This window comes from Mucilaginibacter sp. UR6-11 (genome assembly GCF_020880695.1).
In the GTDB taxonomy this organism is placed as follows: domain Bacteria; phylum Bacteroidota; class Bacteroidia; order Sphingobacteriales; family Sphingobacteriaceae; genus Mucilaginibacter.
The window spans coordinates 42573-63702 of the sequence record NZ_JAJIWO010000005.1; the positions used below are offsets into that span (position 1 = coordinate 42573).

The 21130-nt window shown below is 41.7% G+C and carries 14 protein-coding genes; 10 read left to right on the forward strand and 4 right to left on the reverse strand.

Annotation, left to right across the window (positions count from 1 at the left end):
- The first annotated feature begins 63 nt into the window (after nucleotides 1-63).
- The 6 genes from LJ658_RS12725 (at nucleotide 64) to LJ658_RS12750 (ending at nucleotide 8856) form a co-directional block, all read left to right on the forward strand.
- Complete coding sequence (locus LJ658_RS12725; protein ID WP_230546898.1) at nucleotides 64-1230, forward strand: prolipoprotein diacylglyceryl transferase; 1167 nt, start codon at nucleotides 64-66, stop codon at nucleotides 1228-1230.
- Between the two features lie 39 nt (nucleotides 1231-1269).
- Nucleotides 1270-2454: a DUF4185 domain-containing protein gene (locus tag LJ658_RS12730; protein ID WP_230546899.1), complete on the forward strand. Its 1185-nt coding sequence runs from the start codon at nucleotides 1270-1272 to the stop codon at nucleotides 2452-2454.
- 79 nt (nucleotides 2455-2533) lie between these two features.
- The gene (locus LJ658_RS12735; RefSeq protein WP_230546900.1) at nucleotides 2534-3196 is read left to right on the forward strand and encodes a GDSL-type esterase/lipase family protein; all 663 of its coding nucleotides are present in this window, start codon (nucleotides 2534-2536) and stop codon (nucleotides 3194-3196) included.
- 82 nt (nucleotides 3197-3278) lie between these two features.
- Nucleotides 3279-5552, forward strand: coding sequence for a GH92 family glycosyl hydrolase (locus LJ658_RS12740; protein ID WP_230546901.1), 2274 nt, complete (start codon nucleotides 3279-3281; stop codon nucleotides 5550-5552).
- 297 nt (nucleotides 5553-5849) lie between these two features.
- Entirely contained in the window at nucleotides 5850-6866 is a 1017-nt protein-coding gene (locus LJ658_RS12745) for a substrate-binding domain-containing protein (protein WP_230546902.1), read from the forward strand.
- Between the two features lie 343 nt (nucleotides 6867-7209).
- A complete protein-coding gene (locus tag LJ658_RS12750; RefSeq protein ID WP_230546903.1) occupies nucleotides 7210-8856 on the forward strand; it encodes an RICIN domain-containing protein in 1647 nt (548 codons plus the stop codon).
- Between the two features lie 90 nt (nucleotides 8857-8946).
- On the opposite strand, the gene LJ658_RS12755 is transcribed toward LJ658_RS12750, so the two are convergent.
- The 3 genes from LJ658_RS12755 to LJ658_RS12765 form a co-directional block, all read right to left on the reverse strand.
- Nucleotides 8947-11307, reverse strand: coding sequence for an alpha-L-rhamnosidase C-terminal domain-containing protein (locus LJ658_RS12755; RefSeq protein WP_230546904.1), 2361 nt, complete (start codon nucleotides 11305-11307; stop codon nucleotides 8947-8949).
- A 289-nt stretch (nucleotides 11308-11596) separates the two neighbouring features.
- On the reverse strand, nucleotides 11597-12727 hold the full coding sequence (locus LJ658_RS12760) for an acyltransferase family protein (protein ID WP_230546905.1): 1131 nt from the start codon (nucleotides 12725-12727) through the stop codon (nucleotides 11597-11599).
- A 73-nt stretch (nucleotides 12728-12800) separates the two neighbouring features.
- Nucleotides 12801-13685 (reverse strand): AraC family transcriptional regulator, encoded by an 885-nt coding sequence (locus LJ658_RS12765; protein WP_230546906.1) that lies wholly within the window; start codon nucleotides 13683-13685, stop codon nucleotides 12801-12803.
- Nucleotides 13686-13802: 117 nt separating this feature from the next.
- Here LJ658_RS12765 and LJ658_RS12770 point away from each other — a divergent pair, with 117 nt between their 5' ends.
- Genes LJ658_RS12770 through LJ658_RS12785 form a run of 4 tightly spaced genes read left to right on the forward strand, consistent with a single transcriptional unit; the run spans nucleotide 13803 to nucleotide 20421 of the window.
- Nucleotides 13803-14618, forward strand: a complete 816-nt coding sequence (locus LJ658_RS12770; RefSeq protein WP_230546907.1) for a phytanoyl-CoA dioxygenase family protein — start codon at nucleotides 13803-13805, stop codon at nucleotides 14616-14618.
- A gap of 1 nt (nucleotide 14619) precedes the next feature.
- Nucleotides 14620-15459, forward strand: a complete 840-nt coding sequence (locus LJ658_RS12775) for a sugar phosphate isomerase/epimerase (protein WP_230546908.1) — start codon at nucleotides 14620-14622, stop codon at nucleotides 15457-15459.
- Entirely contained in the window at nucleotides 15443-17914 is a 2472-nt protein-coding gene (locus LJ658_RS12780; RefSeq protein WP_230546909.1) for an alpha-L-rhamnosidase C-terminal domain-containing protein, read from the forward strand. The genes LJ658_RS12775 and LJ658_RS12780 overlap by 17 nt, the downstream gene beginning before the upstream one ends.
- Before the next feature lie 32 nt (nucleotides 17915-17946).
- Nucleotides 17947-20421, forward strand: coding sequence for an alpha-L-rhamnosidase C-terminal domain-containing protein (locus LJ658_RS12785; protein WP_230546910.1), 2475 nt, complete (start codon nucleotides 17947-17949; stop codon nucleotides 20419-20421).
- On the opposite strand, the gene LJ658_RS12790 is transcribed toward LJ658_RS12785, so the two are convergent.
- Entirely contained in the window at nucleotides 20422-21087 is a 666-nt protein-coding gene (locus LJ658_RS12790) for a GDSL-type esterase/lipase family protein (protein WP_230546911.1), read from the reverse strand.
- Between the last annotated feature and the right edge of the window lie 43 nt (nucleotides 21088-21130).

The following is a 21130-nucleotide window of genomic DNA, read 5'->3' on the forward strand; positions in this document are numbered from 1 at the left end:
TTAAAACGTTAACCCTTTCTGATAAAATGCCGTATGAACAATTGATATTAATACCTTAGCATTATGTTTCCTACCATAGGCGATCTTTTCTATTACCTGTTTAATATCGGTATCAGTTTCCCTGTCCAAACCTTTGGTTTTTTTGTTGCGCTGTCTTTTTTCATTGCATACATCGTATTTAAATCAGAATTTAAACGGTATGAGGCTAATGGTAAAATTCATGCCTTTAAACGTAAAATTGTTATTGGTAAGCCTGCTTCCGTAGCAGATATGGCCGTTAATTTTTTATTAGGATTTTTGTTCGGTTTTAAAGTCTTAGGAGTCATTTTTAAATATGGAATTTTCGCCCACGATCCAAGGGGATACGTCTTGTCAGCACAGGGGAATCTTTTCGCCGGTTTATTGGCTGGTTTAGCTTTTGCCTGCTGGGTATACTTTGACAGAAAGAAACACATTTTAACCCGGCAAAAAGTTGTCGAACAAACCGTGCATCCTTATCAATTGTTAGGCCTGATCGTTTTTAGCGTTGGTATTGTTGGCTTTATCGGGGCAAAACTTTTCGACAGCGCCGAGCATATTGATCAGCTACTGTATAATCCTTGGGGTACCTTATTCTCTGCAAATGGTTTTACCTATTACGGCGGTTTAATATTTGGGGCGCTTACTTATCTTTACATTGGTCATCGTTATGGAATGAAACAGGTGCATCTGGCAGATATTGGCTCACCGGGCATGATGCTGGCCTATGGCGTCGGCCGCATTGGCTGTCAGTTATCCGGCGATGGCGACTGGGGAACCATCAATAATCATATCAAACCATTGTGGCTTGATTGGCTGCCCAATTGGATGTGGGCGTCGCGTTTTCCGCATAATTCCATTAATGCAGGTCTGCCAATTGCGGGTTGTGAGGGTAATTATTGTAATCAGTTAGTTCAGGGGGTTTACCCGACGTCATTTTATGAACTGGTTTTATGCATTGGTATGTTTTTACTGATATGGGCATTCCGAAAAAAAATTAAAATACCGGGGCTCATGTTCAGTATCTACCTTATTCTTAACGGGGGCGAACGTTTTTTGATAGAACATATCCGCATAAATTTTAATTACAGTTTTTTTGGCTTTACATTTACACAAGCAGAAATTATAGGCGGCCTGATGCTGCTTGGCGGGCTTATCGGCTTAGTTATCCTAACAGTTAATAAACTTATGCATAAACCATTGGTGACCTGATATGCTTTTCGCAGACATCCCAATTAATAATATATGAATATGAGATCTTTTATAGTTGCCGGTTTATTTAGCTGTTTTTGGTGCTATGTCGCGACTGCACAAATAAAAAAAACACCTAATCTTACCGACATTAAATTTACAGTTGAAGAAGCGCCTGAGTGGTCGGCGCTGCTTAAAAGAGACAGTGGCTGGTTTGGCGCCGACGGTATATATACCATACCTTTTAACGGGATTAAAAACCGCCAGGCAAATACCGGGGATAGCGTCCTGTTTATTTTTAGTGATACGATGGTAGGTGAAATTAAGGAAAATACCATGATGCCGGGCTACAAAATGATCCACAACTCGGTAGCTATTTTAAATGGTCACGTGCCGCTAAAAAACCAAATGAAATTTTATTGGGATAAAGATGCCAAAGGTAATGCTAAATCGGTGTTTATACCCAGAACGCCTCAAACCGATACTGCTGATTATTACTGGCTGGGCGATGGGTTTGTAAACCAGGCGCTGAGTAATGCTATTTATATTTTTGGTTATCGGGTGCATAATATAAGTACCGGCGCATTTGGATTTAAAGAGGTTGGTAACACCCTTATAAAAATTCCGGCGGGTAGTAAGCCTCCATTCAAAAATGCCAGGCAAATGGATACTCCATTTTTCTTAACTGATAAAAAAGGCGAATCAGGTTCATTCGGCGCGGGTATTTACGTAAATACCAAACAGGCTGGGGCACTGCACCCAGACGGTTACCTATATGTCTATGGCGTTAAAGGGATGGCTAAAAATTTGATTATCGCGCGTGTATTGCCGGAGGATTTTGAAAATTTCAATAAATGGCGTTATTGGGATGGTACGGCATGGGTTGGCGATATGTACGCTGCTGCAGATGTTACAGATGGGGTTTCTAACGAATTGAGTGTTTCGGCTTTGCCAGATGGACGTTATGCTTTGGTATTTCAATTAGGGGGCATGAGTACTACTGTAGGCATGCGGATAGGGGCAAGCCCCAGGGGGCCGTTTGGGCCTGTGATTAAGTTGTGGGACTGTACGCCTGATCTTATTGAAAAAACATTTGTGGTATACAATGCCAAGGCGCATCCCAGCCTTTCTAAACCAGGAGAACTGCTCATTAGTTATAATATCAACTCTGTTGAATTTATTAAGGACCTTATGGTACATCCAAATTTGTATCGTCCCAGGTTTATCCGGGTAGAATTTCAGTGATTTCATAATTAATTTGCAAGTAGAAAAATTATCATTTACATTAGCTAAATCAATTTAGCATACTCTTTAATAATACATTATGAAAAAGATTATTTTGCTGGCAACTATTTTTGCTTTATGCTCATTTAAACCCCAAAAACCAGTTAACGTGGTTTTTTTCGGCGATTCTATTACCGAATATGCAGTACAGCCAAATGGTTTTATTGCTTTGTTACAGCAGCGGTTAAAAGATGAGCATAAAGATGCCGATTACATGGTTAGCGGAGCAGGTATTGGCGGCAACAAAATTTATGATCTATACCTGCGATATGAAGATGATGTGCTTGTTAGAAATCCAGATGTGGTTGTGATATGGGTGGGTGTAAACGATGTATGGCATAAGCGCCTGGCCGGAACGGGCACAGATTATGACAAATTTGGCCGTTTTTATACCGCTTTGATCAAGAAATTCCAAGCCCGGAAAATTAAACTGGTATTATGTACGCCGGCGTGCATAGGCGAAAAAACAGACTACAGCAATGAACTTGATGGCGATTTAAATAAATATTCACAATGCATCCGCGATCTGGCTAAGCAATATAATTGCGGCCTGGTAGATTTTCGCAGCTTGTTTCATGCGTATGGACTTAATAACAATCCGCAAAATAAAGACAATGGCATTCTAACAAAGGATGGTGTGCACCTTAATGATGAGGGCAATAAATTCGCCGCCACACTAATGTACAAGGCTGTAATTAATTAAAATAGGTTGGTTTGTATTTGGTAAGGGAGGTGGTAGAGCCTCCTTTTTTGTAAATAATTGGTAATTAAAATATAAAATACTAATGAATAATAGCCTACTCATCTGCGCTACATTGCTATTGGGCAATGCCTTATTTGCCCAGCAACCAAACTTGGTCAAATATGTTAATACCCGGCAGGGTACTAATACAAAGTACGAATTTTCTTATGGTAATACTTACCCGGCTACATCTCTGCCATTTGGTATGAATACCTGGACACCTCAAACCGGAAAGAATGGTGATGGCTGGAAGTATCAGTATTTTGAAAAAACTATCCGCGGCTTTCAGCAATCACATCAGTGCAGCTCATGGGTTAACGATTATGCGGTATTTAGCCTAATGCCGGTTACCGGTAAACTGGTAGTTGATGAAAATGAAAGGGCCTCATCATTTAGTCATGATAACGAAATAGCGCAGCCATCGTATTATAAGGTAAAACTCGACAATAACATCACTACAGAAATTAGTCCCACGGAACGCGGTGCGCATTTGCGATTCAGGTTCCCCAAAGGTAAGGGCTCATATTTGGTGCTGGATGGGTATACAAAAATGAGTATGGTAAAAATTGATCCCGCCAAAAGGATGATAACCGGCTGGGTAAACAATTGCCGTTGGGCGCCGCAAAGTTTTAAAAACTATTTTGTAATTATATTTGATAAACCTTTTGCTGGCTACGGTACCTGGGAAAATAAAAAAAACACCAAAAATGCCCAGCAAATAGAAGCCCAAGGCCATGGTGTGGGCGCTTATCTGAAATTTAAAGACGGTGAAACGGTATCTGCCAAGGTAGCATCATCCTACATCAGTCCCGATCAAGCACAGTTAACATTACAAAAAGAGCTGGGACAATACCGCTCGTTTGAGGAAACCCGCGAGGCTGCGGATAAGATTTGGAATACATTGCTGGGGCGAATGGCGGTGGAGGGTGGAACCGAAGCGCAGAAGGCTACATTTTACTCTTGCCTTTATCATGCCAATCTGTTTTCGCACCAGTTTTTTGAATATAATAAGGATGGCAGGCCTTATTACTACAGTCCTTATGATGGCAAAATCCACGACGGATACATGTATACCGATAATGGCTTTTGGGATACCTTTCGCGCACAATTCCCATTAAATACCATTATGCACCCCAAAATGGAGGGACAGTATGTAAATGCTTTACTAGATGCCCAACAGCAATGCGGCTGGCTGCCGGCATGGTCGTTCCCGGCAGAAACGGGCGGTATGCTTGGCAACCACTCCATATCCTTGTTAACCGATGCATGGGTAAAAGGTATCCATACCTTCGACCCAAAACGTGCCTTAGACGCTTACTACCACGAGGCTTCCAACAAAGGCCCGTGGGGGAGTGCCAACGGCAGGCCCGGATGGAAAGAATATTTCACTGACGGCTACGTGCCATTTACACCGCAAACACAAGGCGCTACCGCCTGGACACTGGAATTTGCTTATGACGATTTTTGCGGTTATCAGCTGGCTAAGCAAACTGGCGATACACATTACCAAAATGTGTTTGGCCGGCAGATGTATAATTATAAAAATCTGTTTGATGTAAAAACCGGTTTTATGCGTGCTAAAGATGCCCGGGGGAACTGGATAGAGCCTTTTGACCCCCTGGATTGGGGCGGCCCTTATACCGAAGGAAATGCCTGGCATTGGACCTGGTCGGTTTTTCAGGATGTGCAGGGCTTAGTTAATTTAATGGGCGGCAACAAGAATTTCACTGATAAAATGGATGCAGTATTTACAGAGCCCGGAACCATTAAAGTTGGGGGGTATGGGCAGGTAATTCATGAGATGACAGAAATGGCAGCTTTTAAGATGGGCCAGTATGCACAGGGCAACGAACCTATGCATCACATGCTCTACCTATACAATTATGCAGGCCAGCCATGGAAAGCGCAACAGCACCTTCGCGAGGTAATGGATAAAATGTATAATGCTACGGAAAATGGCTACCCGGGTGACGAAGATGAAGGACAGATGGCATCATGGTATGTACTGAGTGCCGCCGGTTTTTACAGCGTTTGCCCGGGTACCGACCAGTATGTAATTGGCAGCCCGGCGTTTAACAAGATGATCATTACGCTGGAAAACGGCAAGAAATTCACCATTGAGGCTAATAATAACAGCAGCCGAAATGTATATATCCAATGGGCTGTGCTAAACGGCAAACCTTTTACACATAACTGGATAAGCCATGCTGATATTATGAACGGCGGCGTTCTGCATTTTGAAATGGGAGATAAACCCAATACAACCAGGGGACTTGCTTTAGAAGATAAACCATTCTCCCTGTCAAAAAGTGAATAATTATGAAAAGCTGTAAATATATTCCGTTTTTGCGGATTTATATTGAATAATAGTGGTTTGATACGTGTAAAGTTTTGATTTAATTTAGGGCACCAATATTTAGCCCTAATATTAAGTTGCATAACGCTATACGGTGATATTCTTATTCGGTATAGCTATAAGAAAATGAATAAAAATCAACCTGATAATCAATAAAATATTGCGTTAATGGTTAGATAAATCGATTTTATTCATATTTATACAGCAGCTATCATACTTGCAGATATTGTTTTATATTTGATTTTATAAAGCCAGCACGTGAAAAAACTTTCAATAGTAGACATAGCCAACCATCTCAACGTTTCAAAAACTACTGTTTCCTTTATCCTGAACGGACGTGCACAAGAAAAAAGAATAGGTAAGGAACTGGTAGAACGTGTTCAGAAATTTGTTGACGAGGTAGGGTACAAACCTAATTCATTGGCCAAAAGCTTACGTACAGGCAAGTCGAATACTATCGGGCTGATGGTTGAGGATATTTCTAATCCATTTTTTTCGGCTATTGCCAGGCTTATAGAGGATAGGGCCTATAAAAACGGCTATAAGATAATTTATTGTAGCACTGATAACGACACGCTCAAAACTAAGGAACTGATTAACATGTTTCGGGACCGGCATGTAGATGGATATATAATCGCCCCGCCCGAAGGTATTGAAGACGATATCAATTCGTTGCTAAAGCAGGGAATGCCAGTGGTACTTTTTGACAGGCATTTACCTAATGTAAGCACCGATTGTGTAGAGATAGATAACCTTTTTAGCACCTATAATGCCACAAAGCATTTAATTCAGCAGGGGTATAAGAATATTGCCTTTATTACATTCGCTTCCGGGCAAACGCAAATGCAGGCACGCTTACAGGGCTATCGCAATGCTTTGAGCGACAGTGGATATAAACCAGCAGTGTTAGAGATTGTATTTAACCAAAATGAAGATTTGATCTTAGCACCGATTGCTAATTTTCTGAAAAAGAATAAAAAACTCGATGCTGTTTTTTTTGGTACTAATCACGTAGGTACCTGTGGCCTGAAAGTTATCAATAACCTGGGTATAAAAGTACCTTCAGATCTTGCATTGGTATCTTTTGATGATTATGATGTATTCAAGCTTTTCTCGCCGCCTGTCACAGCTATTGCACAACCGATAGAAGCTATTGCAGATAACGTTATCACCGTTTTGTTAAATAAATTAAATACCTCGTCCCGGCATATCAGTTCACAATCGATTATTCTGAAAACCGACTTTAATATACGGGCATCTTCCAAACACCGTTAGGCTGGCTTCTCCCGTCAGATTGCAACACACCACAGCGTAAGCTTCAATTGTCATTAATGACCGGCATCCGACATTAATTTTAACGTGTATTCGGCAAGCATATATCTTAAGTTGTAAACTAAGTGGCACAACGTCGCCGGCAGGCAAAGGATGGTTTCGGTATTTAATATTAACTCAGCTGTTTATCAAATAAATCAATTAAAAGAAATATTTGCTAAAACGATTTAGTTAAATTAAATTTACTTAACAGTTATTACCTAACAACAATAATTATGAAAAAAAATTACTTGCCTGTACCCTGGTACTGGGCTTACTTGCGGCTATAAGCTGCAGCAAAAAAGAAATGAAGGTAACCCAATTAGGTGCTGCCAATCAATCAACTATGGCGTTGCCAGCCAGTCCGCCGGCATCTTATGCCTGTTTTACCATTAGTAACGTATTTAGCAGTAAGCTTCTGGAAGTACGTGGCGATTCAACATTAATGCGTGCGCAAAGCAACCCTGCCAATGTGCAGCAAAATGCCAGTGCCGGTTCTGGTCAGGGCATAGCAGCAAACCAAAAATGGTATCTTATACAACAAGGTACAGGAACAATCACCAGTACCACGCCTTTTAAAATTATGAATGTTGAAAATGGGATGTTTCTTGAAGCGCCTAACGGTACATCAGGGACAACACTATGGGTTGACCATTCTAACGGCTTCCCTTCACAAATATGGAACATACAGCTGGTAAGCGGACAAACTTACTACATTATTAAAAATTCAAACGGACTGGTGCTCACTGATCATGCCGGTTCAACAGCCAATGGCGCGCCGATTAACGAAGAAACGGCTACCAGCAGCAATACTCAATACTGGAATTTAAACAGTATAACGGCCGAGGCTTACCGTGATGATGTTGTTGTAACTTACTTTCACCGGGGCGCTGTAACCAATACAACAGTAGCTTTTGATCAGGGAAACAGTATCCCGCTTACTAATGGCGCCAATAATGGTAAGATATTATGGATAACTCAGGATGCGTATGCTTCAAGCCAGTTGCAAAGTAACGGCCAGTTATTTTGTCAGTTTTTTTCATATCACAATTCGGGGCTTTTGCAGCCCTCTATTACCAATTGGGCGTCCGCTTCAACGCCAAATATCACCACTACGAGCAATGCCGGCACCGGGATAAGCGCATTGGAAATAATTAAAAGCCCGGGCAGTCACAATTCTACTTACACCTGGCCAGGTTCGGGTGTTGAGATAGGCAGCAACGTTGTATTGAACGGGTACGAATCGGCCAATGGCTCTATCCCGGCTAATCAGGCGTTATATAGTATAGCCGAGAACACCGGCAGCACGACATGGGGAGCCGCCACCCGCCTGACGCCTAACGGCATGTCCGGCCAAACTAAAATGCTTTTCTCTGTCGGCATGATAAAAAAGACGACAGGGGATACCGTATATGTTTATGGCGCACAAAGTACTTTTTTTAACCAGAATGCGATAACACTAGCCAGGTTCCCGGCAAACAATCCTTCATCATGGTCATATTGGAGGGGACATAGCTGGGCGTCGACCCCCGACACTACCGCTTTATCAGGCGCCATAACTGTTGGTTCCGGAACTGCAACACAAGCAAACGTTATGGTTTCCTATGTTAATGGTAAATATGTGATGATGCAGATGGACCTGGGATATTTCTGCGATCCGGGTTCGCATGCTATTTATATTTCAACTGCAACCAGTCCGTTTGGACCGTTTTCAACTCCAAAATTAGTCTACACTATAAATGACTGGTACAATGGGCACCTGGCCAAATATTACACGCCTATAATACACGGTGAATTTGTGAATGGCCATAACGAGTTGCTTGTTACTTACTGTTTAAATTATAATGCATCAGGCGGTTCATGTTCAACAACGACCTGTTTCAACAATAATCAGGATCCAAATTATTACCAGATTAAGGGCGTACGAATACCTTATTCAGTTATTGGTTTATAATTATCCCCGCAATTTTAATAAATTAGGGCGCCAGCGTGTTTGGCGCCCTAATCTATTAAATACTCTTATCAAAACAGTTGAATTAACCTGCTATATAACGAATGAATTTGAACCTGCTTTAAGCACGTATGCTTTGGTTTTCCAAACCAGTATTCCAGATGTTTTTTCCGGAAGATTGATGCTTATTTGCCACTTACCTCTTTCTAATTTATAGGCGACTGAAATTTTTCCGGCAGGGTGGGGTATGCTGCCACTTATATTTGTTAAAGTACCCAAATGTGGCTCTATTTTTATTTTAGTAAAACCCGGTGCGTCGCTATCAATACCCAATACCGTTCTGAAAAACTCGATATTTGGACTAGCACCCCAGGCGTGGCAGTCCGAACGGGTGTTTTGCAGGTCGGATACTTCGGCCCAGGTTGTCATGCCCATTTTAATATTGTCTCGCCACACATCCAGCCAATTCATATAATCGTTTCCCAGCCCGCCTTTTATCAGTGCCTGGTGCAGGTAATATTTAAAATAAATAGTGCATTGTGTTAATGTCCTATCGGTTAATAGTTTTTTGGTTAATGCGGGCAGTTCGGCATTTTGCACCATGCCCGTAAGTATAGCCAGCGAGTTGGTATGCTGAGAAAATCCTGTTTTTTCTTTGGTGTCGCCATATAATTTTTTAATCGGATCCCAGTATTTACGCTGGATAGTGGCTTTTAACTGTGCGGCTTTTTGATTGTAAATATTGGCATAATCCCGCAGGCCAATTTTGGATTCCATTTCTGCAGCCCATTGGTACGCCCAAAGCAACTGCAAGTCATAGATAGCGGCGCTGCCGTCCGTGCCTTTGACATCGCCGGCTAAGTTTCCGGCCCAGTCAACAAAGGCCCAGTATGGCGTATCTTTTAATGAGCCATCCGGTTGCTGGTATTTGCTAAAAAAATCCAGCACCGCTCTTTCGCCCACTAATTTATCTTTAATAAAATCACTGTCGTTGCGATACATCCAGTAATCATGTAGCATGCCAATATACCATAGCGAAAACGTTGATATGATCTGTGTGCCCTTAGTAGGGTAACAGCTTCTGGTAACGCCTTCTGCTATACGCGAATGATCCATTAAAGTGAGGGCGTTACGCGCCAGCCGGTCATCGCTGGTATTATAATAAGATATCAAGGCCTGTATCCGGGTATCACCAATGTACTGTAACTGCTCATAATAAGGGCAGTCTGTATAAGTTTCCCACGCGTTCAGCCTCGCCGTGCGCCAGCCAATATCTAATATTTGCTTTGATTCGATATCATCTGTGTTAAATACCGCTGTCCGTTCAAAAGGATAACCTGTGAAAGTACCATAGAGATCATTTATAATCAACGGATCATTTTTGGTTCGTACAATCAGCCTGATGTAACGGTAAGTGCGGAAGTTTAATGTAGTAAACGATTGCCCTTGACTTCCGTCTGCAATCAGACTGTCCTTTCGCCCTATAAATTCCTTGCCCTCGACTTCATTCCGATTGCTTTTACGCGTGCCGTTGCTGCCTTTGTCGTAGAGTGCTTCGGCATAACCTAATGATATTCCTGCATCCTTACCGCCGCTAAAATTTAACGTTACATAAGCGTTTGTTTCAAAAGTCTGATCGAGCAATAAAGCAATTGTAGTATTGGCGGGGATGGTTAAAGGGACCTTTTTTTCCGGAAACGTTGTCGGGATGCTCATGCCAATTGCGCCACGCAATTTAGTAAGTCGCTGGTAAGTCATTTCCCTTGCCGGCAATGGCGAGGGTATCAACGCCCAGTCTATACCCCATGACATCCCTTTAAGTTTTCCATCCAGCACTTTAGTTGCACCGCGCCACGTACTGTCATCATATTTCACAGCTGTCCAATCGCCTTTAACAGCCTGGTTCATATCTACCATTTCGCCTTTACTGGCAGCAAAAAAATAGCCGGGAATGGGCTGATGCCCAGCATCGCGAATGCATTTCCAGGTACTGTTGGTATTCAGTATCTCTTCATTAGTGGAGCTTCCTTGTATAATAAAGGCCGTACGCACACTTATCTGCGCTTCTGGACGAAACTGGGCTTCATTAAAAACAAGTGCCGATATAGTGTTTTTACCCGCGATAAGGTAAGGAGCCAAATTAACCGTTTCATAGTTCCAGAAATAGGTATCGCCACGTGCGGGGCCCAGCGATACGAGCCTGCCGTTAACGTATAACTTGTAGCGGTTATCTGCCGAAACGTGGATAATAAAAGATGCGGGTTTGGCGACAAGTTCGATGCTTTTACGAAAATAGTAGATACCATATTCGTTACCGCCATCGTTGGCTGCGGCTATCCAGCTGGCATTCCACGGCCGGTTATCTGTTTGAGTGGATTTAGATTGTGAATAGCCGTATGGCAGGTAAAGCAAATTTGCTATAGCTAACAAAAAAATACAAAAAAGTTGTTTCATTAAAAAAGTTGATAGGTTGCTAAATTGATTTTGCAATTTAGAAAAAAAAGTAATTGGTTTCCATTAATCACCGGTTGATGAGGATAAATCTTGATTTTTGTTAGATTTCGAACTTCCTTACGCCTTTAGCTAATTTGCTGTTGCGTCAACAGCCTGCTGGCAATATGGTAATTGCAAATAAGCCGATTGAATACTGCACCCTGGTGTGTTCTTCCTGAATTAATGGCAGCCTCGTCCGTGGGCAGGATTAGGGTATATATCATTAAACTGTAACCGCCGTATGGGCTGATCAAACGCGTAAAAAGATTTTTTTCTGATACAGGATATACATGAATAACCATTTGATCATCACATAACAAATAGCGCCAACTACCAGGTTATACGGATCGCCGATTAATTGAAACAGCCAGTTAAATAATCCTTTGGTTGTGTACTCCCAATCAATAAATTTACCTGACATATAGATCAGAATAGAATTCATGCCGATCACTTTAAAAAAGAAGGCCCATTTTTTATATCCTAATACATCTATTATATAATAAAACAGCGCCATCAACAACAAACTTAGTCCGCCAACATTCAACACAAATGAACTTGTCCACAGGTTTTTATTAATAGGAAAATCTAGGTTCCAAATCTGCGCCAATACAAGAAATATAATGCCCACAATAATTAATCTAAACACTTTAGTTACCTGGCTAAGTGTGGTCTTTTTCAAGGTAATGCCTGTCAAAATACCTAATAAGCCCGTACTGATAGCCGGGATGGTCGAAAATAATCCTTCCGGATCATGTATACCCAGGTATAGCCTGCCCGGCAATAAACTTCTGTCAACAAAAGAAGCAAAGTTCCCCTGCATCGTCAGATCGCCGGCTTGAAAGCCCGGAGCAGAGGTGAATTTTAGTACGAGCCAGTATCCGATAATGAAGAACCAAAAGCAAAATATCTGGAACCTTTCTGTTGAGTATAAATAGATGATGTTGGCAAACATATAAGCCAAACCAATTCGACCCAAAACGGATGCAAACCGTATTTCGGTTATGGGCTTAATATTTAATCCATTATTATAAATGATCCCCAGGATAACCAGGATAAGGCCTCTTTTAATTACCCTTAAAAGCAATTGATTGCGCGACTTACCTTTTTCCAGTTCCCGGCCCACAGAAAATGGCGTGGAAACCCCTGCCATAAACAAGAAGAGAGGGAAAATAAGGTCATATAAATGGAAGCCATTCCAGGCAGGGTGAGTTAGCTGATTGGCTATTGTGTTAAACACCGGCCAGTTCGTTGCTTTGGCTAAATTACTAAAGATCTCCTCGGCACCCATTATCCAGAACATATCGAAGCCACGCAGGGCATCCAACGAATAAAGGCGGGTAGGGGTTTGCTGAAAATCGTCAGCCTGAGTTGTAGCAGCCATTGTGAATGATTTTTAGGGTTATTTAAAATAAAACTAAAAATTTAGATTAGTTTTTCCTAATCCTGCCAGTTATTTATAAATCGCCAAAATAAGCGCCTGCACGAAACTTACCTGGCGAAACGCCGATTTTAGTTTTAAATATTTTTGAAAAATAGCTAAAAGATTCAAAACCCACCTGGTCTGCAATTTCGCTTATAGTTAGATTACTGAAAGATAGCAGGTTTTTGGCCTTATTAAGTTTTAAATCAAGCTGATATTGATTTGGAGATTTACCAGTGATTGTTTTAAAGTCTTTTCTGAATTTTGAATAGCTAACGGGTAATTTGCTAATGATCTGTTCGATATTGTCAGACTTTTCAATACTTTCCGTCAACAGAAATTTCGCCTCATCTATTAATCGGGTAGTGTTATTGGTGTTTAAATTGTTATACTTTAGGGAAGCCTGTATCAGACCCAGGATTTGTAAGGTTATACCGGTAATAACCTGGTGATATCCGGGAGTTTCCTGTTTAACCTGATCAAGCAATTCTTGAAAAAGGCTTAGTAGTTTATCATTACGGCCTGTGGTAATAAAAGGAAGATCAGTATTGAAATTCTGCATTAATATGTCAGGATATGATCCTTTAAAGCCTATCCAATATTCTTCCCAGCCACTTTGTGCATTTGGCTTATAACGGTGCCAAATTCCGGGGAATAATAGAAAACAGGTACCTGCTTTTATATCTGCAGGTAATGTTTTTGCAGATTCAAACACGCCTTCACCTCTTGATATGAAAACGATGTAATAACCATCAAGTACCCGCCCTTTGTTCCAGCTGAATTTATGGCTGTCCGGGTGCTGGTTGTTTAAAGGGTAGCTTTGATTGATGTCAATTTTGGCATAACCGGCAGTAGTTGTATAAAATCCCCAGTCTTCCTCTAACTTGCTTGAAAATAGATATTTATTGAAGAAATTCATTTTTATTTAGTGCTTAAAGCTAATGCTAAAATATCAAAAACTACAAATAATTAAACAGAAAGTATAATCTAAAAGCGATAACAGAGCCTACCTTAGTACCTATAAACCGAATAAATTATGAATTCTGAATTATCTGCTGATCAGATTAACTTCTATCAGGAAAACGGCTATGTAGTTATTAATGATTTTTTAAATGCTGATGAGCTGGAGATTTGGCGTGAAGCGGTAACCGAAGCGATTATCGACAGAAACGGCTTGAAGATGCCGGGCAAAGGCATCAAAATTGATGAGAATGATGGTATAAATAAGGACGCGGATTATTTCAATAATGTTTTTGATCAACTTCTTAACCTTTGGCAAACAAATGATAAGGTTAAAAACATAATGCTTGACAAGCATCTAGGTAAGATGGCTGCTGAACTATCCGGTGCCGATGGGATAAGAATATGGCATGACCAGGCATTAATAAAGAAGCCGTGGGCCAATCCTACATCATGGCACCTGGACACGCCGTTTTGGTCGTTCTCTGATCGTAGGGCACTTTCAATATGGGTGGCTTTGGATGATGCCGTGCTTGAGAACGGTTCTTTGTTTTTTATACCCGGATCACATAAACAGACCTCATTTGACAACCCGGGCATCGGCAAAAATATGAATGCCATATTTGATTTTTATCCACAGTTTAAAAATACAAAATCAGTGGCTGCACCGATGAAAGCCGGCAGCTGTTCTTTTCATAATGGATTAACTATACACGGCGCCAATGCAAACATGACACCGGGTTTCAGGCGGGCTATGACCTGTGCCTATATGCCTGATGGTAATGTATTCAACGGCGAGCCAAACATCCTGCCTGACGCCTACCTGCAGACCATTAAAGCTGGCGATTTGTTAAATAACGATTCGCAAAATCCGCTTATCTACCATAAATAAGATGGAGATCAAATTTTATTTCCCAAGGTGGGGATCCGAACATATTGGATGGGAAGATTTTGCTAAGCGGATTGTTAAAGACGGCTTTAGCGGAGTGGAGGTGTATCCGTTACAAACGCTTAATGAAAAATCAGATCTGTTAAAAGCGGTTAGCGACTACGGCCTGGATTTGGTCTTACTTCAGGCTGAAATGATTGAAGGGCAAAACTTTGAACGTTATAAAGATGCGTTCATCCGAAATCTGGACGTGTTGGCTTCCTATCAAACCTCAAGTGTTAAACCTCGTTTTATTAATTCGCAAACAGGTAAGGATTATTATACCATGGAGCAAATGGTCGAATGCTTTGCTGTTTGTGATACGTTTACCAGGGACACCGGTATTAAAGTAATCCAGGAAACACATCGCAATAAATGGTCTTTTGCGGCGCATATCACTAAAAATTACCTGATTAAATACCCTGATATCAGGTTAGCGCTTGATCTGTCACATTGGGTTTGTGTGGCCGAAAGTTATCTGCAGGATCAGGATGATGCAGTTGAAATGGCTATTAAACATGCCGACCATTTACACGCAAGGGTAGGCCATATCCAGGGCCCACAGGTAACTGATCCCCGAAGTCCTGAAAACGCTGAAGCGCTCAATAATCACCTGCAATGGTGGGATAAATGGATTGCCCTGCAGGCGGCCAACAATGCTGAATTTTGTTCAATCACACCCGAATTTGGCCCTTATCCTTACATGAGTTATCAGCCCGGTACAACTAAACCCGTTGCAAATCAGTGGGAGATCAATGTTTACATGAAAGACCTGTTGAAAAAACGCTATGCTAAATATTTATAATAAGCTTATTGCCGTATTGTTTATAGCGGCTATGTTAAGCCCGTCATTAACTAAAGCGCAGGGAATAAATTATCAGGCTATCACGGCAAAGAGATCGGGAGCGACAAATCCGTTGTCGCCCGATCCATTAGTTAATTATAGCTGGCCTAATCCTAAAGCAACCGACGATCTGCAAACATATTCATTGCACTCCGTAAGTTTTAAAACCAATGATGCCGGTTTTGATATGTCTAAGTTTAAAGAGGATAACCTGATAACGGTAAAAGGTAAAGGGGATATCCGATTTGATTTTGGCCGTACGAACGCCGGATGGCTGGAATTTGAGTCGGATGATTTAACGGATAGCATAGCCTTAAGCATCAGCGAGTATAACGAACCAGCTATTGTTAATGAAGGCGCTCTGCACAGATTTAAAACGTTGGCGCCGGTTAAACATGGAAATACTTATCGATTGGAATTGAACCCTGAACTTTATGAAGGCGTACGCTTTGGCTGGGTACATGTATTATCCCATAAAAAAAACTGGCATATCAAAAATCTGCGCCTGATTTGCCAAATTAAACCAACCAATTACAAAGGCAGCTTTGCGTGCAGCGACCCCGAACTTACCCGGATATGGTATACCGGCGCTTATACGGTTAAGTTAAATTTACTCAAAAGTTATTTCGGTGCTATATTGATGGAAAGGAGTGATCGCCAATCATGGACCGGTGATGCCTATCCGTCGCAAGCGGCATCAATGGTAGCATTTGGAAATTATGATTTTGTTAAGGCCAACCTGATTAATACTTCAGGGCTGGACAACGGTATAGCCAGCTATTCATTATACTGGGTATTAAGTTTGATTGATTATGTCAACTACTCCGGCGATACTGAATTTGGGGAAAAATACATTGAAAATGCTTGCGAAAAGTTGGATAAGGCCTATCAGAATTATGGTAAATCACCCCGGCTTGGGTTTTACGGTTGGGATGAGCGGCTGGGTGCTGGATTTGAAAATCCTGATAATCCAGAAACGGAAAATGCGTATTCGATGCTTTCTATCCGTTCATGGGCAGAATTTGGCCGGTTAATGAAGCAGATCGGCAGAGCCGATCTGGCTGAAAAGTACACCGGTTATGCACAGGCAAAGATCAATGAAGAACGTAACCAAAATAGCTGGTTAACTACGTTCGGCCTCCATGCATCTGCCGACGCTGTTAATACCGGCTTAACCAACTTTCATGAGGATTCGGTTTTTTATCAGCTCAATTATACCGACAGGGTAAATCGGGTATCGTACTCGCCCTTTAATGAGTATTTTATAATTGGTGCGCTGGCAAAAATGCAACGGTATGATGATGCCTTAAGCTCCGTAAAAGATGTTTGGGGCGGACAGTTGCGATATGGTGGCACCACTTTTTTTGAAGTATATCGCCCAAGTTGGAACCAAATATTGGCTAATAATGACGCGCCGGTAAATAACCAATGCGGTTATACCAGCTTAACCCATCCCTGGAGTGCGGGTGTGGTGAAATGGTTGTCTGAAGAAGTTCTGGGTATAAAACCTTTAGAACCCGGTTTTAGCGTATTTCGAATTTTGCCGCATTTAGGATCGAGACTTACATCGGTTAAAGGTGTCACTCCGACGGTACACGGTTTGATATGTGTTGATTTTAATTTACGCTCGGGTATTAACAGGTTTACCATCCCGACAGGGGCAATTGCAAAAAGTGTCGCTATTCCGCTGGCGGGTACAATCAGTTCTGTTTCTCTGAATGGTAGATTGATCTTGCATACGGGTATGTCGCGTAAGAATATAGAGATCAAAGATCGCTATCTCAATTTATATGAAGTGACGCCAGGTAAATATGAATGCAGGATAATTTACAAATCCGTTAACAATCAAACTCTGACAAAGGAGGTTGCCTGGAAATACGCGATCAATAAAATAACACAGGATAGCCTGACAGGTGGTCAATGGATAAAACGATATGGTAAAGACGGCTATATGCTGTTTAACTATTTTAATAGCGGTAAACATTTGCAAAAGTTACCTACCTGCATTTCTGCGATAGGCTTGAGGCACGAGGCTAATGTATTGCATACGATTGCTACACCTGGTAACTATCTGTTAACTGATACTGCGGGTTTTGCCCATCATCTGGGTGCAATTACTACCCGCGATCCCAAGGCTTGTTTACAAACCATGACGCTGGATATTAAGGTCACTGACAGCAACGTGCATCAAATAGCTTTATACCTTTTAGACTGGGATAGCAAGGATCGTCGGAGTGCCATCGAAGTTTTTGACTTGAAAACACTGAACCTGCTGGCGCCGGTGCAACTCGTAAAGAATTATCAAAAAGGAAAATATATGGTGTTTAATTATTCGGGGAGTATAAGGATACGTATCAATCAGATCACGGGAAAAAACGCGGCCCTAAGTGGTGTATTTTTTGATCCGGTATTATAAATTATGTTATATCTGATTTTACCAATGTGATTATGTTTTATTCAAAATTATCTATAGCTTTTCTGTTTTTGATGAGCGGCCTACTTGTTCAGGCCCAGATTGTGAAATATCCACCCATCGTCGCGAAAAGAAGTGGCCCGGCAAATCCGTTATCTCCCGATCCATTGGTTAATTATAGTTGGCCAGATCCCAAAGCTGACGACGATCTGCAAACTTACCCACTGCGCCCTGTCAGTTTTAAAATAGATAATGACGCTGGCTTTGACATGTCGGGATTTAAAAAAGATAATGTGATTGCCGTAAAAGGTAATGGAAATATCCGCTTTGATTTTGGCCAGACCAACGCCGGTTGGCTAGAGTTCGAGTCGGACGACTTGGCTGACAGTGTCACGATGAGCATAAGCGAGTACAACGAGCCTGCAATTGTTAATAATGGTGCCATACACCGGTTTAAGACCCTGGCGCCTGTAAAATATGGGCATACCTATCGCCTGGAGCTAAATCCTGAGCTTTATGAAGGTGTCAGATTTGGCTGGATCCATGTGCTTAACCATAAAAAGACCTGGCATATCAAAAACTTTAGGGTACAATGTCAGATAAAGCCGACCAACTATCGGGGCAGCTTTGTGTGCAGCGATCCCGAGCTTACCCGCATTTGGTACACTGGCGCCTACACGGTGAAATTAAACATTCTTAAAAATTATCTGGGAGCTATATTGATAGAAAGACAGGACCGTTTTTCATGGACGGGCGATGCCTATGTCGCACAGGCGGCATCAATGGTTGCGTTTGGTAATTATGATTTTGTTAAGAAGAATATCAATTATACCTCGACGCAAGATAATGGTATAGCCAGCTACGCGCTTTACTGGGTTTTAAGTTTGATTGACTATGTTAATTATACCGGCGATATTGAATTTGCCAAAAAATACATAGCTAACGCGACGGGCAAGTTAGACCGGGCTTATCAAAATTTCGGTAAATCGCCGCGATTAGAATTTTACGGGTGGGATGAAAGGTTGGGCGCCGGATTTGAAAATGCTAATAATCCCGAGTCGCAACGCGCATATTCGATGCTAAGCATCCGTACCTGGCTCGAATACGGAAGGTTGATGAAACAAATCGGCGACGATGACCTGGCAGCTAAGTACACTAAATATGCCAATGAGAAAATTGCCGAAGAAAGAAGCAAAACTACCTGGCAGGATGATTTCGCACTGCATTCGGCCGCGGATGCTATTAATACCGGCCTCCTGACATCCGGGGAATCGGCCGCATTCTACAACCAAAACTTTACCGATAGGGTGAACCGAATCTCATATTCGCCGTTTAATGAGTATTTTATTATCGGTGCATTGGCCAAAATGCAAAAGTATGATGACGCGATAAGTGCAATTAGAGATTGCTGGGGTGGCCAAATAAAATACGGCGGAACAACCTTTTTTGAAGTGTACCGTCCCAGTTGGAATGCTATTTTAGGTAAAAATGGTGCGCCGCCCAATAACCAATGCACCTACACCAGTTTAACTCATCCGTGGAGTGCGGGCGTGACTAAGTGGTTGTCCGAAGAGGTTTTGGGTATTAAGCCCTTAGAACCGGGATTCAAAATATTTGAGATTGTGCCACACCTGGCCGATACGATTACGGCTGTTAAGGGCAGCACACCTACCGGGCATGGAATTATCTCGGCTGGGTTTGATTTAAAAACGGGCCGGTCGACCATCGTAATACCAACAGGAACTATGGCAAAACTGACAGCCGTCCCGATAGGAACAAATACGGCTAAAGCGCTTTATTTAAACGGTAAGTTAATTTGGAATGGAAAAGCAATAAAAAGCATTTTTCATAACGATATTGAAGTTAAAGACGGTTATTTAAACATCGCCGGACTATCTGCAGGTAAATATCAATTTAAAGTTGTTTATACTGGTTATCATAAACCAAAACCAGTTACCGGGCTGCCCTGGCATTATGTCATAAACAATTTCAGGCAAGATAGCGTGACATCCGGAAAGTGGAGAGGCCATTATGGTAACAATGGTTTCGTACTGTTAAATCAGGCAGAAAAAGGTAAGAACGTGCAAAAAATGCCCTCTTACATATCATCTGTTAATTTAAAAAACGAAGCGAATGTTCATTTAGATTCACCGGCAGATAGCAGGGTTTTAACTGACGCCACCGGTGCTGTTACCGGGTTTGGCGCAGCAATAACCCAGGACCCGATACCGTTGCTGGAAACAATGACTGTTGATATACAGGCGAACGGAAATCAACAACATCAGCTGGCTGTTTATTTTCTGGATTGGAGCAGTGAAGCGCGCCGGTCGGCAATTGAAATATACGATGCCGGAACCTTAAAACTGTTAGCGCCGGTTCAAATGGTTAAAAACTATCAAAACGGACGGTACCTGATATTCAATTATACCGGCAGCATCAGATTACGGATTGACCAGGTACGTGGCCCGAATGCCGCAATAAGCGGATTGTTTTTTGACGATCCTAAATAACTATTTGATTAAATATGGTTTAATAGCGCTTTCCCAGATGGCATAGCCTAATTTGGTCATATGCAGTTTATCGCTAAGATAAAGTTCGGGCCTTAGCTTACCGTTGTCGAGCATTAAAGGGTATACATCAATAAATACGGCGTTCTTTTCTGTAGCCAGGAAAGTTTTGATCCTTGAGTTAAATTCAATTTCCTGCGGCATTATTTTCTCACGCGAGGGGCTCGGCTTCATACCTATATAAAGTATAGACACGTCGGGCATTTTTAGCCTTATAGCCTGGTATAGCTTCATCGTGCGGTTATATACCGAATCGGCAGTTGATACTTTGTCCATCAAATCATTTTCGCCAACATAAATTGCAATTTGTTTTGGCTGATATTTAAAAACAATATCATTTAAATAGTAGATAATATCATTGGTAACTGCGCCGCCAATGCCGCGGTTTAATGCGTTGTATTCGGCAAACGTCCATTGAGCATCGTCCCATTTACGTATAGACGAACTGCCAATAAACAAAACGGGGTGTGCCGGTGGTGCAAACATGCTGTCATATTTTTTGATCACCTGTACATCTTCCCAAAAGGCTGGTTTTGGTTGCGGTATCTGTGCAAAAGACGCAGCAACAAATAAATTAAAAATGACTGTAACTACCAGGTGCTTTTTCATTTAAATGGTTTATAAGATGTTTGAATTGGTCTGGCAAATTATG